Here is a 16,082-nt window from a genome sequence, read left to right on the forward strand (position 1 = left end):
GTCCTCGTCGCATTCCAGCTGCGCTAGCCAGCCGGACAGATGCCGCGCTCGAAGGTCCGGGCGATCAGTGGCGCGACGGTGTGCCGCGGCAGTGCACCGGCCATGGCTTGCTCGTTGCCTCGCAGGATTAATCCGTAGAGCGCGTGCCGGATCCAAGTCGGGTTGAGGTCCGGGTCGAACACGCCTTCGCGTTGTCCGCGTGCGATGAGGTTGATCACCAGCTCTTCGTTCGGGGACTGGGCCGGTCGGAGGTCGCGCAGCACCGCCGGGTCACCGAAGAGGAAGACCAGGTGTTCACCGATTGAGACGGCCGCGGTGACAAAGCGCCGCATCGCCTCGAGTGCTGGTCCGTCGTCGGTGGCGGCCTCGTCCACCGCTTCAGTAAGTACGCGGATCGAGTCCAGGGTCGCCTCGTAGATCAGCGTCTCGCGGTCCGCGAAGTAACGGTGCAGCGTTGTGCGGCCGACCCCGGCCGCGGTGGCGATCTCCGGCATGGTGGCCGTCCGGTTCGCGGCCAATACAGAAGCCGTCGCCGCGAGGATCGCCGCCCTGGTGCGCGCTTGCACGCCCGAGAGGTGCTTTGTTGAGACAGCCACCATGTGATCCTAATCGCCCGGGAATAGAACACTAACGTTCCGATATTAAACGTGTATGTTCGTCTGAACGCGTCTCAACCTGGTTGGCGCCAGCAGGGTTGAACCGCCTGACGGCGTCCAACCATCCAGAAGTCGAAGGGTTGACAGGACCCAGCCAAGGCGTCATCGGACTGAAGCAACCCACGAAGTTAGGAAACGATTCACATGGCAAGTTCACGACCGGTCGCATTGGTCACTGGCGCCAGCTCGGGCCTCGCCAAGTTCGCCGCCCGCGGCCTGATTGACGCAGGATTTGAGGTAGTAGGTACGACACGGATGTCAACCAGGTTGCTACTGGCGGGGTCGAGCAGCGTGACGGCGTCCTCGACGCCGTCGGACCGGAAAAGGTGGTCGCACATGAAAGGCTTCCCATGCTGACATCACCGATACGAAGGGCGGCCGCCCGCCATTGGGCGGTGCTCGTGGCGATGATCGTGGTGGTTTTGGTCGTCAGCGGCGCCTACCGTTTGCACGGCATCTTCGGCTCGCAGGACCAAACATCAAGGCCCTCAGCTGATTCGCCCGAGAACACCGGATTCAACCCCAAACGGGTCCACCTGCAGGTCCTCGGAGACCCCGGCGCGCGGGCAACCATCAACTTCCTCGATGAGAACGCTCAACCCCAGCGCGTCGACGACGCACCCCTGCCGTGGTCGCACGACTTGGTCACCGAAGATACGACGCTGTTCGCCGACCTACGCGCCCAGGGAGATTCGAGCAGCATCACCTGCCGCATAACCGTCAACGGCATCGTCAAGGATGAAAGGTCTTCCAACGACGTGAACGGATACATCGCCTGTCTGGACAAGACGGCGTGAGCCAGCACGGGGCGGAGGGCTCCGACCGTTCTCGGGCAGCGCGTGTCATCCGCACACTCGCCCTACCGATCATTCTGATCTGGATCGCGGTCGCCGGCCTGACGAACATACTGGTACCCCAACTCGAGATTGTCGGTACCGAGCGTTCGGTGGCGTTGAACGCGCCTGATTCTCCGTCGGTTATGGCCATGAAGCACATTGGGGAGAAGTTCGGCGAGTTCGACTCCGACAGTGCCGCCGTCATCGTGCTCGAAGGCGATCAGCCGCTGGGCCAGGACGCGCACACCTACTACGACGGCCTCGTCGCGAAATTGCGAGCAGATACCGAACACGTCCAGCACGTTCAGGACTTCTGGGGCGATTCGATCACCGCGGGCGGCGCCCAGAGCAAGGACGGCAAGGCAGCGCTCATTCAGGTGTACCTCGATGGCAACCAGGGCGAGTCGCGATCCAATCATTCCGTCGACAGCATCCGCCAGATCGTGGCCGACACGCCGCCCCCACCAGGGGTCAAGGCATACGTCACCGGCGCCGCCCCGCTGATCACCGATAACTTCGAGATCGGCAACGAAGGCACCCACCTCATCACTGCCGTCACGTTTCTCGTCATCGCGGTGATGCTGCTCATCGTCTACCGCTCCGTGGTCACCATGCTGATCGTTCTCGTTGTGGTCGCCGTCGAACTCGCCGCAACGCGGGGGGTGGTCGCGCTGCTGGGCAACGCGGGCCTGTTCGACCTCTCCACCTACGCGGTGAACCTTCTGACGGGCATGGCCATCGCCGCGGGCACCGACTACGCCATCTTCCTCGTCGGGCGTTACCAAGAAGCCCGGGGCAAGGGCCTAGATCGCGAGGCCGCGTACCACGACATGTTCCGTGGCACCGTCCATGTCATCGTAGGCTCCGGACTCACCATCATCGGAGCAGTGGCGTGCCTACACTTCACCCGGCTCCCGTATTTCAGCACCATCGGCATCCCTACGGCGCTGGGCCTCGTCGTGACGTTGTCCGCGGCGTTGACCCTCGGGCCGGCGGTGGTGACGAGTGCTTCGCGGTTCGGGTTCCTCGATCCCAAACGTGTGCGTCGCTCCACGGGCTGGCGCCGCGTCGGCACGACGATCGTGCGGTGGCCGGGGCCCGTGCTCGTCGCCTCGTTGGCGGTGTCCGCGGTGGGCCTACTCGCCCTGCCGGGAGCGCAGATCAGCTTCGACGGACGGCCCTACATGCCCAACAGCGCCCCGGCCAACATCGGATACACCGCCGCGGAACGCCACTTCTCGGAGGCCCGGCTCAACCCCGAGTTGCTGATGATCGAATCCGATCACGACATGCGCAATCCATCGGACATGCTGACCCTGGAACGCGTCGCCAAGGCGGTGTTGCACACCCCCGGGGTCGCACTGGTGCAGTCGATCACACGACCCCTCGGTACGCCAATCAAGCACAGTTCCATTCCATTTCAGATCAGCGCCCAGAGCGCGGGCCAGGTCATGAACCTGAGCTACCAGGGGGACCGGGCCCGCGACCTCCTGACCCAAATCGATCAGACCGGTAAAGCGATCGACATCTTGCAACGTCAGCTCTCCTTACAACAGCAAGCCACCGATGCCACCGCCGAGCAGGTGCGGGCATTCCACGACACGGTCGACACCATCAACGAGATCCGAGACAACCTCGCCAACTTCGACGACTTCTTCCGGCCGCTCCGCAGTTACTTCTACTGGGAGCGACACTGCTTCGACATCCCGTCGTGTGCGGCCCTGCGATCGGTGTTCGACTCACTCGACGGAATCGACAAACTCAGTGAACAATTCGGCAAGATCACCGCGAGCCTCGACAAACTCAACGCGCTGCAACCGCAGGTGCTGGCGCTGATCCCACCCCAGGTCGACATCCAGCAGACCAATCGCGCGTTGCTGCAGTCGAATTACGCCACCATCAGCGGCACGCTGAAACAGGGTCAAGACGCGCTGCAGAACGCCACCGAGCTGGGCAAGGCCTTCGACGATGCCAAGAACGACGATTCGTTCTACCTGCCACCGGAGGCGTTCGACAACGCCGATTTCAAGCGCGGCCTCGAGCTGTTCATGTCGCCCGACGGCAACGCCGCCCGGATGACGATCACCCACGAGGGCAAACCCGCCAGCCCCGAGGGCATCTCGCACATCAACGCCATCCGGAACTCTGCCTTCGACGCGATCAAGGCGACCCCCCTGGCCGACGCGAACATCTACATCGCCGGGACGGCGTCGACGTACAAGGACATCCAAGAGGCATCGCTGTACGACCTGATGATCGTCACGTTGGCGGCGGTCGCGTTGATCCTGCTGGTGATGATCCTCATCACCCGCAGCTTCGTGGCCTCCATCGTGATCGTGGGCACCGTCGTCCTTTCACTGGGAGCCGCGCTCGGGCTATCGATACTGTTGTGGCAGTACATCTTCGGAGTCCAGCTGTTCTGGCTCGTGCCCGCCCTCGCGATCATCATCCTGCTCGCGGTCGGGGCGGACTACAACCTGCTCCTGATCTCCCGATTCAAGGAGGAGGTCGGTGCCGGATTGAATACCGGCATCATCCGCGCGATCGGCGGCACCGGCGGAGTGGTCACCGCCGCAGGACTGGTGTTCGCCTTCACCCTCGGCTCGTTCATCGTCAGCGACCTGGTCATGATCCAGCAGATTGGCACCACGATCTGCCTGGGCCTCGTCTTTGACACGTTGATCGTGCGATCGCTGTTGACACCGTCGATTGCGGCGCTACTGGGCCGCTGGTTCTGGTGGCCGTTAAACGTGCGCACCAGGCCGGCCAGTCAGATGCTGCAGCCATTCGGTTCGCGGATCTCCGTCCGCAGACTGTTGGGAACCGATCCCACACCCTCGACGGTCGGGACCGCTGGAGCATGACCGAACGGGCGGATCGCGCATCGAAGACGGCGCGGCATAGCAGGACAGGTAGCCACCCCATAAACACTCGAAACAATGAGGAGGATCAGGTCATGAGCACCACATGGGACTGCATCGTCGTCGGTGGCGGAGCCGCGGGCTTGAGCGCGGCTCTGGTATTGGGCCGGGCGCGGCGGCGAACGCTGCTGGTCGACGCGGGTCAGCAGAGCAACCTGGCCGCCCACGGCATCGGTGGGTTGTTGGGTCACGACGGCCGCCCGCCGGGCGAGCTGTACGAGGCCGGGCGGCGTGAGATTGCCGCCTATCCGTCCGTCGAAGTGCGGACCGGTGAGGTGGTGGCGGGTGAGCGTGCCGGAGATGTGTTCGAACTGGAACTGTCCGACGGTCGGCGTGAACGCACGCGTCGGGTGCTGCTGGCCGCTGGTATGGAGTACCGGCCGCCTGCGCTGCCCGGGCTCGCGCAGTTGTGGGGGCGGTCGGTGTTCCACTGCCCGTTCTGCCACGGCTGGGAGGTTCGCGATCAACCGTTGGCGGTATTGGCGAACGGCAAGCGGGCAGTGCAATCGTCGGTATTGCTCAGGGGATGGAGCGACGACGTTGTGCTCCTAACTGGAGGACCTGCGGAGCTCGATGGTGACGCCCGATCTCAGTTGGCCGCGGTAGGCATCGCGGTCGACGACCGGCCCGTTGCCGAACTCGCCTCAACCAATGGCGAATTGGAAGCCATCGTGTTCACCGACGGAACCCGGCTGGCACGCAGCGGTCTGCTCGTCGCGACGACACTGCATCAGCGGTCGCAGTTGGTTGAACAGCTCGGGGTCGGATTCGGCGAGCCGACGCCAGCGACGGCGAGTCCCATCGCAATCGATGCGCTCTGCCGGACAACAGTTCCTGGAGTCTTCGCGGCCGGGGACGACGCCAGTGCACAAATGCCGCAGGTAGCCTCGGCGATCGCGACAGGTTCGCTCGCGGCCACATCGATTGTGCAGAGCTTGTTGGCCGAGGACGCCGGCCTACCGACACCGGAATGAACCGGACCACCGTCAACGGCGAGCTGAATCATGAACCGCAGTCCCAGAGCGTTGGCGGCAATGACGGGCTCGAAAGCCACACGGCCAGCTAAGTCGAGTTTTGGTGAACGACGGCCGATGGGCGACAGCTGGTTCTGACGGCCGCACATATATGTGGCACCAATTTCCTTGGAATCAAAGGACTCTGGCCAATGCACCCTACAAACGATTCCTCAAGGAATCGACCGATGGACATCACACAACCGACCGACGACGAACAGACCAATCACTGGAACGCAACAACTGGATGCGCCTGGGTCGACGCGCAGGACCTGCTGGACCAGATGATGAAGGGATTGGAAGACCTGCTCGTCGACGGCGTGGTTGCCGGATCGGGGCGACGGGTGCTCGACGTCGGCTGCGGTACCGGTGGCACCACACTCGCCGTCGCGCGCAGGCTCGGCGCCGAGGGCAGGTGCGTCGGCGCCGACGTGTCCGAGCCGATGATCGCCGCCGCCCGCGCCCGGGCCGAACGGGAGGGCATACCAGCGAGTTTCATCCTCGCCGACGTGCAGACACATCCGTTTGAGCGCGCAAGCGTCGACACGATCATCTCGCGATTCGGTGTCATGTTCTTCAATGACCCGGTCCAGGCCTTCGCGAACCTGCGGCGCGCCACGACCGACGACGGCGCTTCACGTCATCGCCTGGCGCAGCGCCGCGGAGAATCCGTTCATGACGGCCGGCCTGCGTGAGGCGGCCCCGCTGCTGCCGAACCTTGCCGCCCCCGCGGCAGACGGCCCGGGACAGTTCTCCTTCGCCGACCCGCAACGGGTCGCCGCGATCCTCGACGCGGGGGGCTGGGCCGACGTCGACCTCCAGCCGATCGACGTCGAGTGCACCCTGCCCGGGCCGGAGTTGATCGGTTTCATCAGACAGCTGGGTACTGTCGGTCTAGCACTTCAAGGCAAGGACGAGCGGACCCGCGCCCAAGTTATCGACGCGGTCCGTCCCGCCTTTGATCCGTTTGTGCACGGAACCGAGGCACTATTGCCTTCCGCGCGAGGCCAACCGCGCGCTGGGTCAGGTGATACTGGCTGTGCGGGACCGGATGGTCGGATCAGATAGGGGTACGCGAGCCTGGGCTCCGCCTTGATTACGTTCCGCAACTGCGACAAGTTAAGGCGACGGCCGGCTTGAGTCGTGTCGCCGGATGTGTGATCGCGGCTTCGCCGCTCAACACACTCCATCGGCTCGGAAATGAACGCGAGCGTTCATTTCGCTCGCCTCAGTCGTGTGTCCGAGGGGGGACTTGGCCACCTACGACACGGGTCGAGATCTTTCAACTGAGTCTCTGACCAGCGAGTTTACGGCGTGAGTTATCGAGGACTGCGCAACAGCTAGCTGTCGACCACCACATTCCCGCCCGGCTCTGCACAACGAGGTCGAGACCGCAATCTCATCGCGTAAACCCTCTCCAAACGGACGTTCGTCGGCTGACGTTGACATCCGACATGGCGAATCTCGATCCATCGCTGATTGAGTGCGGACGGCAGTGCCCGTGTTCGTCCACTACTTTGTGCGGCTCAGCCGTGAAATACTTTGTGCGGCTCAGCCGGGAAACTCGGTGGCGCCGAGGGCAATGTCGAAGTTGTCCAGCCCGTCACGAGCGAGACCCATGAGGACCAGGCCCGTTCTCTCCCGCCAGTGCGCCATGTTCAAGCCGCCGACGTCCAGCGGACGCATCCCGAGACTCTCGATCAATGTCGACACGCGCGCCTTGGCCTCCGCTTGGTCGCCGGCGATGAACACATCCGGCGTCGGGCCCTTCTCGAGCACATGGCCGAAGACGGTGTTGAATGCCTTCACCACACTGGCGCCGGGCGGGGCCGCCTTGGCGACTTCCAGTGCGACCGAGGTGTCATCGGGGATGGCGAGCCCATCGGCCGCCGCATTGAAGGGGTTGCTGATGTCAACATTCCCCTTGTCCGCCAACGCGTTTCCATACCCGGCGACGACAGGAAAAACGCTGTCGAACAATAAGGCGAGGATGACGATATCCCCGGCTGGCGCCACGCCGAATTCTCCCGTCGTCGCGCTGCCGCTGCGAGATGCAACGATGGTGAACAAACGCGCCGAATTGTTAAGCAAGGTGGCGCATCTAATCATCGCTACTTGGCGATTAAAGTGCAGGGCGGCCTCGATTCTGGGGTTTCACGAGGTGACGTCAAGCGCTACGCGCACGATGCTGTCGGTGTCGATGCCGTGGTAGCGGTACACGGCGTCGAGGTCGCCAACCTGCCCGAACGTGTTTACTCCCAACGATTTACAGCGCACCTGATTGATAGTTGCCAGGAAAGCGAGGGTATGCGGATGCCCATCGAGAACGGTGACCATGGGTGCGGATCGCTCGATGGGGAAGACTTGATCCAGGATCCAGGAGGATGCCTCGGTCAGCCCGTCGCGACTCCGGACGGCGCGGTAGAGGAGGTCTGGGCTCGTCACGCATACGACTTCGGCGTCAACGCCCATGTCGGCGAGCCGGTCCGCGGCGTCGGCGGCCTCGGTGGCCAGCGCGCCCATCGCGGCGATGCAGACCGCCGGCGTGGCGACCGGGCGTAGCGTGTACGCACCGGCGAGTACGTGGCGGCGTCGGCGTTCGCGGGCGGCCGGATCCTGCGGGATTCTGGCTAGTTCCTGGCGCACCGGCCGGGTGGACAGCCGAAGGTAGGACGACGTTCCGTCGGGTCGTCCCAATTTGCTGATGCATTGCAAGAGGATCCACTCGACCTCGGTAGCGAAAGCCGGCTCGTAGCTGATGCAGCCCGGCTGTTCGAGGCCGATCGACGGCGTCTTGATCGATTGGTGCGCCCCGCCTTCAGCGGCCAGCGTGACCCCCGACGGAGTGCCGACCAGGATGGATTGTCCGCCGGCATAGATGCCGAAAGACCATGGCTCCAAGGCGCGTTCGACGAATGGGTCGTAGAGGACTCCGATGGGAAACAGGGGTTGGCCCCACCGGCTCCACGTAGCCCCGAGCTCGCCGAGCAGGCCTACCAGGTTGACTTCGGCGATGCCGAGTTCCATGTGTTGCCCGGTGGGCTGTTCGCGCCAGTGCATGATGGTGTCGGTGTCGTCGGCGAACCAGTCGGGCCGCTCCGAAGGTGACCAGACGCCTACTTTGTTTAGCCATCCGGCGAGGTTGGTGCTGGAGCTGACGTCGGGGCTGACGGTGACGACTCGTCGTGCGACGTCGGGTGCCTCGCGGGTGAGATCGAGCAGCGTGCGCCCCAGCGCGCTTTGGGTGTTCGACACCGCCGCAGGGGTACGTCCCAGGTCGGTCGGCACTGGCGGTGGTTCAGTGGTGCGAATCTCGCGCCGGCTTAATCGTTCGGCGGTCTGCTCGCAGAGCTGGCCGGGCGATGACTGAGAGTCGAAGCGCCGGAAGGGATTTTGAGAGTCTTCGCCTAATGTGTGGGCCAGCTGAATGAACTGTTCATCGGTTAGTAGCGAGGAGTGGTTTTGCGGATGACCCTGGGTGGGTAGCCCGTGCCCTTTGATGCTGTAGACGAGGATGATCGTGGGACGGGAGTCGTCGATCTGGTCGTAGGCCTGTTGCATTGTGATGATGTCGTGGCCGCCGAGGTTGCCGATCGTCTTCAACAGTGTGGCGTCGTCGAGATGCTCGATCACGGCGGCAACAGTGGCGGCATCCGAGCCGTTCCCGGGCAGCCTCGAGCGTAGTTCGTGAGCTGAACAGCGCAGTAGGCGTTGATATTCGGGGTTGGGCATGGTCAGGATGCGGGTACGTAGCGGATCGCCGCCGGGTCGGCTGAACAGCTCTTCGAGCAGCGTTCCGAATTTCGCAGTGAGCACTTGCCAGCCCGCGGCGGTGAACATGTCCTGCAGGCGCTGGGAGGCGATATGGGGTACGACGCGATCTAAGGACTGGCGGTTCATGTCGACGATCCAGACGATCTCGCCCAGTTCCTGCACGGTGGGATCCATGACCGCTTCCCAGATCGCGCCCTCGTCCAGTTCTGCGTCGCCCACCAGAGAGTATTGGCGTCCCGTTCCGGCGCCCCCGAATACGGTGTCGACGTACCGGCGAGCGAACGTAGCCCAAATAGGGGCGGTGGCACCGATTCCCACCGATCCCGTGGAGTAGTCGACCGGGTCGGGGTCTTTGGACCGGCTTGGATAACTTTGCAGGCCGCCGAATTCTCGCAACGTCGTCATATACCGATCGTCGAGTGTTCCGAGCAGATAGTTGATGCTGTGCAGTACCGGGGAGGCATGCGGTTTCACCGAGACCCGGTCGTCGGGCTGGAGTTGCCCGAAGTACAACGCTGTCATGATGCCCACGATTGAGGCAGACGATGCTTGATGTCCGCCAACTTTCAGGCCACTGGGATTCGGCCGAATTCGGTTGGCGTGGTGGACCATCGCCGTCGACAGCCACAGCACACGCGAGGCGATGAGGTCGAGGTCGGGCGTGGCCGCCCGCGCTTCGGCGCTGGGCACGGCATCCAAGGGATGAGGGATCGTCACGGTGTCAGGGATTCCTTCGCGGCCTAGGCGGAGTGTTGATTTACGTCGGCGCTCGCGTGCGGATAGACATCACGCCAGGCGCGTTCGACGAACTTTCGCAGCCGGTCGACCGCCAGCGGGCCTGAGCCGGTGCGCCACACCACGTGGCCATCGGGTCGCACCACGACGGCACCACGTTCGCCGACCTCGAACAGCTCGATCATCGCGGCGTGACGGTCCTCGCTTGCGGCGGTCAGCGCGACCACCGTGGGCGGCACCGTCGTCGGGGTGCGGGCGAGGCCCTCGGTCCAGCTTTGCGGGTCGGCGGTGAACAGGGTGAGCCCTCTGAGGGCGATCGCGTCGTGGGTCGACACCTCCGAATTGTCTTGGCCGCGGATGAACGCGTGCGGTAGGCGTGCACCGGGATGGGTGGTGGGGTGATAGGAGGCAACGTCCTCGTGAGGACAAGGGCCCTCGGCGGCGTCGATCAACGGGCTAGCGTAGGCGTAGCCGAATTCGAGGCCGCTGGCCACGAAGTGCTCCTCTTGCCAGGGAATCGCAGCGGCCATGCGCTGCCGCAGTCGCCTGCTGCGGGCGCTCTGGCGCAGCAGCCGTTTGGTCCGTGACGTTTGAGCGGCGGTCATGGCGTCGGCAACGCGAGCGATGACCGGATCGGGAACCCAGTTCAGCGGCAGCTTGCCCATGAGTTCGGTCGCTTGGTGTAGCGAGCGGTTGGTGATGCCCAGCGGCGCGGTGACTTCGTCGAGCTTGAAGTGGTTGTCGGTGCTCTGCTCGGCGAACCGCGTGACGACGGGCCGCCGTTCGGTCTCGTAGGTGTCCAGCAGCGATCCTGATGCCCCATCGTGCAGGACCGCGGCGAGTTTCCAGGCGAGGTTGTGGGCGTCCTGCACGCCGCTGTTGAGCCCGAAGCCGCCAGTGTGGGGGAATCGGTGAGCCGCGTCTCCGATGAGCAGCAGCGATCCGCGGCGGAACCGATCGGCGATCTGCTTGGTCATGGTCCAGGTTCCCGTGGAGCGGATCCGGTAGTCGCTGGAGCCAATCACGTTGGGCAGGACGCGATCCCAGTATCGCCGGCTGTCACGGGCGATCGGTTGCGCCTCATGCAGATAGGGGGTCATCAGCACGTAGTCATCGTCGGCGTGGGCGATCATCACGCCGCTGAATCGCGGATGGTAGATCCAACTGAGCAGCGGCCGGTCGGCGCCGTCGGGGTACAGCTCGGGTGCGTTGAAGAAGACGCTGCACATGTTGGCCAGTACCGGACCTCTCATGGCGATCCCGGCAGCGTCGCGCAGCATGCTGTTCGCCCCGTCCGCGGCGATGACATACCGCGGCGATACGACGGTCGGCTCGGCGCCTGACGAGCGCAGGATCAACCTCTCGGCATCCGTCTCGGCGCGCCACCCGCGCCGGAAGTCGACGAGGGGTTCGTTGTCGAGGACTTCCCACATCGCCGGCATGAGCAGGTGCTGACCGATGTGGGAGATGAGATAGCGGCTGTGCGCACGGACTTCGGCGAGCCGCTCGGGTTGAGAGAGCAGGTCGATCTCCCCGAACGCTTCGGTGCGCACGTCGGTGCACCAGCGAATGATGTTGACCGTGTCGATCGGCGGAGTGATCGACGCGAGGGCACGCCCCAGCGCAGGCGATGCCTGATCCCAGATCTCCAGGGTGCGGGCGTTGATCACGTGTGCGGCCGGGTGCAGGCGCGGATCACTGCGCTGCTCGATGAGCATGCTGGGAATGTCATAGCGGGCCAGCAGCAAGGCCAGCGTGGACCCTGCGGCGCCGGCGCCGATGATGACAACCGAATCAGAACCCATGCCTCACAGCGTCTTCCAGGTAATGGCACGCTTGTTCGACCGGGGCTTGGTACCGGGGCGAGTACCGGCGCCACGCTTGAGCAGGTGCTGTTCATCTGAACCTGCGCGGAGCTGTTCAAGAAGGTAGTCCGGCTCGATGTTCGTGCCGATCGGGTTCTCGCTGAACTCGTCGCTGTAGAAGTAGTCGGCGGTCTGCTGGGCGGTGGGGAAGTTCTCGGTCTGAAATTCCAGCCGGATACCTTCGGGATCCTCGTAGTACAGACTGGTCGTCGGCCCGTGGTAGATGGACCAGACCGGCGTTATGCCGACTCCCTTTAGCCGTTCATAGGTCAACAGCAACGTCGCCACCGAGGTGAAGGTGAAGGCGAGATGGTCGATGCCGTAGGCCTTGCGGCGCCACCGCGACAGCGGGAAGACATACCGCAACGGCGGCGGAAGTTTGACCAGCGCCAGCCGATGGCTCTCGTGATCCCAAGTGAGGAAGGCGATCTGATTGTCTTCATGAACGACGCGGGCGCCGAAAACCTGTCCGTACCAGTCGATCATCTCGGCGCAGCGGGCGGTCTTGACCACCCAATGGGCGATGTAATCGGGTACGGGGCGGTCCGGAAGTTCCGCGAGATCAGGCGCGGAGGTCGTGCTGTCGTGGTTCTCCCGGCCGGAGGGATGCAGCGGGCTGGGTGTGGCGCTCATCGCGGATCCATTCTCCACTGATTGGGGGCGATGATGGTGTTTCGCTGGGTACCCAGGTCGAGCGTTCCAGCGGCGTTGCCTATGGACGCGGTGACGACGTCACCGGGGCGCTGGTAGGGTTTGCGTTGGTTTTGCTTGACGAAGGCCGCCCACAACTTGTCCTCGGGCAGCAGCGCGGTCGCGAGTCGGCGGACCAGGGGCGGCGGGGAGGTCGCCACGCAGCCGTGCGGGGTGCCGGTCAGCAGCACGTCGCCGGGACTGGTGTTGCAGAACTCGCTCAACTCGGTCAGCGTCTCGGCGGGCCGGTAGAGCATGTTCGCGGTGTTGTCGGTCTGCCGTAGCGACCCATTGACCTCGAGTCGCAGCTCGAGGTCGTCGAGCAGACCGAAGTCGTCGGGTTCCAGCATCGCCAGCACCGGCCCCAGCGGACAGAATCCGCGGTAGCTCTTGCCCTTGAGGAACTGTCCCTGCGGCAGTTGGATGTCGCGGGCGGAGAGGTCGTTGGCGATGGTGACGCCGAAGACGTACTCGTGCAGGTTCTCAACGGTCACCGTGGCCGGCGCGTCTACCGTTCGGCGCAGGACCAGCGCCAGCTCGATCTCGTAGTCGAGCAGGGTGACGTGAGCCGGGCGGGTGACCGCGGTGCAGGGCCCGGTGACGGCGGCGTCGGTCTTGTCGAAGAACAGGTTGAACGCGCGGTCGTCGGGGTTCATCCCGGACTCGATGGCGTGTTGGCGGTAGTTGGCGCCCTGACACATCAGCCGGCACGGCGTGGTGACCGGAGAGAGCAGCTCGACGTCGGTCAGCGCCACCTCACCGGGATTGGCCTCCGCCGCCAGCCAGTCGGATTCACCGCGTTCGATGAGGTCGGCGGTGCGGGGGTATGGCCCGGTGAGTGGCGAGATGACGTCACCAGCGAGGACACCCCACGAGGTTCGCTTGTTGTCCTGGTATCGGACGAGGTGTACGACCACTGACTGCTCCACGTCTGCCCGTCATTCGACGGGCTCCGTGCTCAGTCAACTGCGCGGCGACCAACCAACGCCTGGGCTCAAGTCCAGAATTGAGCGGTTCCGGCTGGACTTCAGTCCAATGGTGCCGCTACTGGCGGCAGTACCGCGTCACCGAGTTCGTCGGCAAGCGTGAGTGCAGCGTGCAGCTGCAGGCGGCGATCGGTCGCGGGCCGGCCACGAAGTTGCTCGGCGCGCTGCACCCGGTAGGCCACGGTGTTGCGCGCGACGTGGAGATCGGCCGCGGTGGCGGCCAGGCTCCTGTCCCGGTCGAGGTAACGCTTGAGGGTGCGACGCAGCGTGGCAACGGATTCGGTCTCACCGGCCAAGTCGCGGAGTTCGCGGGCGACGAACTCGCGGGCGGCCGGCAGGTCGGTGCTGAGCATCGCGACGATGTCGAGGTCCTGATAGCAGAACGACGACGCGTCACGCGTCGACATGGCGCCGACCCGCGCTACCTCGGCTGCCTGCCGATGGCTGTCCCGGAACCCCTCGACGCCGGCACCCGCCAGCCCGATCGCGACGCGCACGCCCGCCGGCGGCGGCGCCGACGAAGCGGCCGGTGCGGGGGCGTGCGCCGTTCGCGAGCCCCACGCCCAAACTCGGTGGGCTCCCACTGGAAGAACGAGCGTCGAGACGCAGCCCGCAGCGGAAAGGACTTCGGCAGCAGCAGTTCTGAGCTGGATGGGTTCAGCGGGCATGGTCGCATCAGTCCAGACGATCACGGCCAGGTGCCAGCGGCTCATGTCGTATCGCAGGATCCGGGTGGCCCGCTCGAGCGGAACAGCGGTTCCCTGCAGGAGGTCCTCCACGATCTCCATGCGCAGAGCTACCGAATTGCTCAGCCACGCTTCGTGGGCGCGAGTGTATTCACCGGCCATTCGTTCGGTCAGGACGTCGACAATGCCGAACAGTGCCTGGTTGATCCGCCTCATCTCGACGAAGCGCTGTGACTCGGGCACCACGCGTTCGGCGGCGTCGAGCAGCACGCCCGCGGCGGTGGCGTGGGCGACGTGGATGCTGCGCAGCATGTGTTCGATACCGATGCCGCGCGCCACCACCTCCATCGGTCCCGTGAGAACCTCCGGCATCGGCGCGAACGTCACGTCGTCGTCTAGCGCGAGCGCAGTCAGGGCGCCCAGCGCCACGGCCTCACAGCCCTTGTGGACCTCGTCGGCGACCGCATCCACGGCCAGCTCCGGGATTGCTGCGGCGATGCTGGCCGCCATCAGAGCACCCAATTCAACCGCCCACTCCGCCGGCCCCGGTCCCAGGAGTGCCGCTAGTTCCGCAGCTCGTGTGGGGAGTACCGAGTCGACTGGCAACGTCTGCCGCGCAGTCGGTTTGAGTTCGGCGAACCAGGGACGTGTCATTGACGTAGCCACCCACCTCGGCCGGCGAACGTGCACTCGTACGCGTTCGAGCTGTCAGTGCCACCGTAGTGTGTGGCGCTGCGCCGGTGGACTTGAGCATTTCGGTGTTGGCGAATGCCGCACCGAGGCATCGACGGAGGCCACCCCCGTAGGAGATCCACGTGCTGGTGTCGGGCTTGACGTTCAGGAAGCGGGTGGGATTGGACCACCATGTGGATACGTCCAGTGCTTTTGAGTTCGGCCGCCCGGTGCACCCGGTTATGGTTTGTCGGGCACGTTGTGGGGTGGATCTGCGGCCGGTTGTGCCGACACCGCGTGCAATTCGGCCACATCAGCGAACGCCGTGCGCATCGTCTTGGTCTTGGCATAGATGCGCTGGTCGATCAGGGTGGGCAGCAACGGTCGGATGCGGGTGCCGATCTTTTGGATTAACGGTGAGGCATCGACTTCACGGCGCCGGTCGACGATTGCATCCACACACCGTGTTGCCACTGTGCTCGCCGCCACCCGCGGGATGTCATTGCGCCGCTGCACCGACAAGTCGACCTTGACCTCAGCGCCGTTTGCTCCGATCACCGTGCGCCCGGCCCCATCGTCGCTGTACATATCACCGGGGTTGATAGTCAACACGTGCACAGCCCGGGGATAGAGCTCCAGCCGCAGCGCTTCGAAGAATCCGTTCATGGCGTGTTTGCTGGTGGTGTAGCCCAAATAACCCGCCATCGGCAGGTGTCCCGCTCCGGATGTCACATAAGCAATGACACCCCGGGCCGCGACGAGATGCTGCAGCGCCAGATAGGTCGGGTAGGCGGCGCCGAAGAAGTTGACCCGCATCGCCGCCGTGATCGGGTCGAAGGACTCAAGCTCCTCGAGTCGTCCATGCGTCGCTAGACCCGCATTGAGCACCAACATGTCGATTCCACCGAAGGCCGCCACGGTTGTGTCGATCAGGCGCGCACAGTCCTCCTCGTTGGCTAGGTCCACGGCGACTGCCCGCGCGGTGCCTCCTGCGGTCGCGATCTGCGATTGAATATCGTTGAGGCGCTGTGCATTACGGGCAGCCAGGACAACATGGGCGCCCTCGGCTGCCAGCTGGACCGCGATGTGCTGGCCGAGCCCTTGAGATGCGCCGGTGACGATCGCCACCTTGCCGCGCAGCCGCTTGCTGTCACGGTCGTGGCTATCGGCGGATCTGCCCAGCAGATGTGCCGCCGCTGACAGCTTCTGCGGGCAGTCTGTTCCGATCACGCGCTAAACCTCCCATTC

Annotated in this window: 13 protein-coding genes; 5 read left to right on the forward strand and 8 right to left on the reverse strand. The window is 64.5% G+C overall.

Features of this window, described 5'->3' with window-relative positions:
- Nucleotides 1–23: 23 nt before the first annotated feature.
- A complete protein-coding gene (locus A5787_RS06555; RefSeq protein ID WP_231993862.1) occupies nucleotides 24–596 on the reverse strand; it encodes a TetR/AcrR family transcriptional regulator in 573 nt (190 codons plus the stop codon).
- Between the two features lie 410 nt (nucleotides 597–1,006).
- Between A5787_RS06555 and A5787_RS06560 the strand changes: the two genes are divergently transcribed.
- The 5 genes from A5787_RS06560 (at nucleotide 1,007) to A5787_RS28050 (ending at nucleotide 6,494) form a co-directional block, all read left to right on the forward strand.
- On the forward strand, nucleotides 1,007–1,453 hold the full coding sequence (locus A5787_RS06560; RefSeq protein ID WP_066963428.1) for an MmpS family transport accessory protein: 447 nt from the start codon (nucleotides 1,007–1,009) through the stop codon (nucleotides 1,451–1,453).
- Complete coding sequence (locus A5787_RS06565; protein WP_066963431.1) at nucleotides 1,450–4,356, forward strand: RND family transporter; 2,907 nt, start codon at nucleotides 1,450–1,452, stop codon at nucleotides 4,354–4,356. Before A5787_RS06560 ends, A5787_RS06565 begins: the two co-directional genes overlap by 4 nt.
- A gap of 92 nt (nucleotides 4,357–4,448) precedes the next feature.
- Nucleotides 4,449–5,387 carry an NAD(P)/FAD-dependent oxidoreductase gene (locus A5787_RS06570; protein ID WP_066963434.1) on the forward strand — a complete coding sequence of 313 codons (939 nt, stop codon included), beginning with the start codon at nucleotides 4,449–4,451 and terminating at the stop codon, nucleotides 5,385–5,387.
- 227 nt (nucleotides 5,388–5,614) lie between these two features.
- Entirely contained in the window at nucleotides 5,615–6,121 is a 507-nt protein-coding gene (locus A5787_RS28045) for a class I SAM-dependent methyltransferase (protein WP_066963437.1), read from the forward strand.
- Entirely contained in the window at nucleotides 6,102–6,494 is a 393-nt protein-coding gene (locus tag A5787_RS28050) for a hypothetical protein (RefSeq protein WP_066963439.1), read from the forward strand. Before A5787_RS28045 ends, A5787_RS28050 begins: the two co-directional genes overlap by 20 nt.
- Nucleotides 6,495–6,977: 483 nt before the next feature.
- Here the strand turns inward: A5787_RS28050 and A5787_RS28055 are convergent, their stop codons facing one another.
- From A5787_RS28055 to A5787_RS06615, 7 genes are all read right to left on the reverse strand, one after another.
- Nucleotides 6,978–7,496, reverse strand: coding sequence for an NADPH-dependent F420 reductase (locus tag A5787_RS28055; protein ID WP_231993863.1), 519 nt, complete (start codon nucleotides 7,494–7,496; stop codon nucleotides 6,978–6,980).
- A gap of 84 nt (nucleotides 7,497–7,580) precedes the next feature.
- Nucleotides 7,581–9,812 carry a pyruvate dehydrogenase gene (locus A5787_RS06590; RefSeq protein ID WP_231993867.1) on the reverse strand — a complete coding sequence of 744 codons (2,232 nt, stop codon included), beginning with the start codon at nucleotides 9,810–9,812 and terminating at the stop codon, nucleotides 7,581–7,583.
- Between the two features lie 128 nt (nucleotides 9,813–9,940).
- Nucleotides 9,941–11,740, reverse strand: a complete 1,800-nt coding sequence (locus A5787_RS06595) for an FAD-dependent monooxygenase (protein ID WP_066963441.1) — start codon at nucleotides 11,738–11,740, stop codon at nucleotides 9,941–9,943.
- A 3-nt stretch (nucleotides 11,741–11,743) separates the two neighbouring features.
- Nucleotides 11,744–12,433 carry a VOC family protein gene (locus tag A5787_RS06600; protein ID WP_082977101.1) on the reverse strand — a complete coding sequence of 230 codons (690 nt, stop codon included), beginning with the start codon at nucleotides 12,431–12,433 and terminating at the stop codon, nucleotides 11,744–11,746.
- On the reverse strand, nucleotides 12,430–13,419 hold the full coding sequence (locus A5787_RS06605) for a fumarylacetoacetate hydrolase family protein (protein WP_231993864.1): 990 nt from the start codon (nucleotides 13,417–13,419) through the stop codon (nucleotides 12,430–12,432). The genes A5787_RS06600 and A5787_RS06605 overlap by 4 nt, the downstream gene beginning before the upstream one ends.
- A 98-nt stretch (nucleotides 13,420–13,517) precedes the next feature.
- A complete protein-coding gene (locus A5787_RS06610; RefSeq protein ID WP_231993865.1) occupies nucleotides 13,518–14,672 on the reverse strand; it encodes a CdaR family transcriptional regulator in 1,155 nt (384 codons plus the stop codon).
- A 402-nt stretch (nucleotides 14,673–15,074) separates the two neighbouring features.
- Nucleotides 15,075–16,064: an SDR family oxidoreductase gene (locus tag A5787_RS06615; RefSeq protein WP_066963448.1), complete on the reverse strand. Its 990-nt coding sequence runs from the start codon at nucleotides 16,062–16,064 to the stop codon at nucleotides 15,075–15,077.
- Nucleotides 16,065–16,082: the final 18 nt, after the last annotated feature.

Source organism: Mycobacterium sp. 852002-50816_SCH5313054-b (assembly GCF_001667185.1).
Lineage (GTDB): Bacteria > Actinomycetota > Actinomycetes > Mycobacteriales > Mycobacteriaceae > Mycobacterium.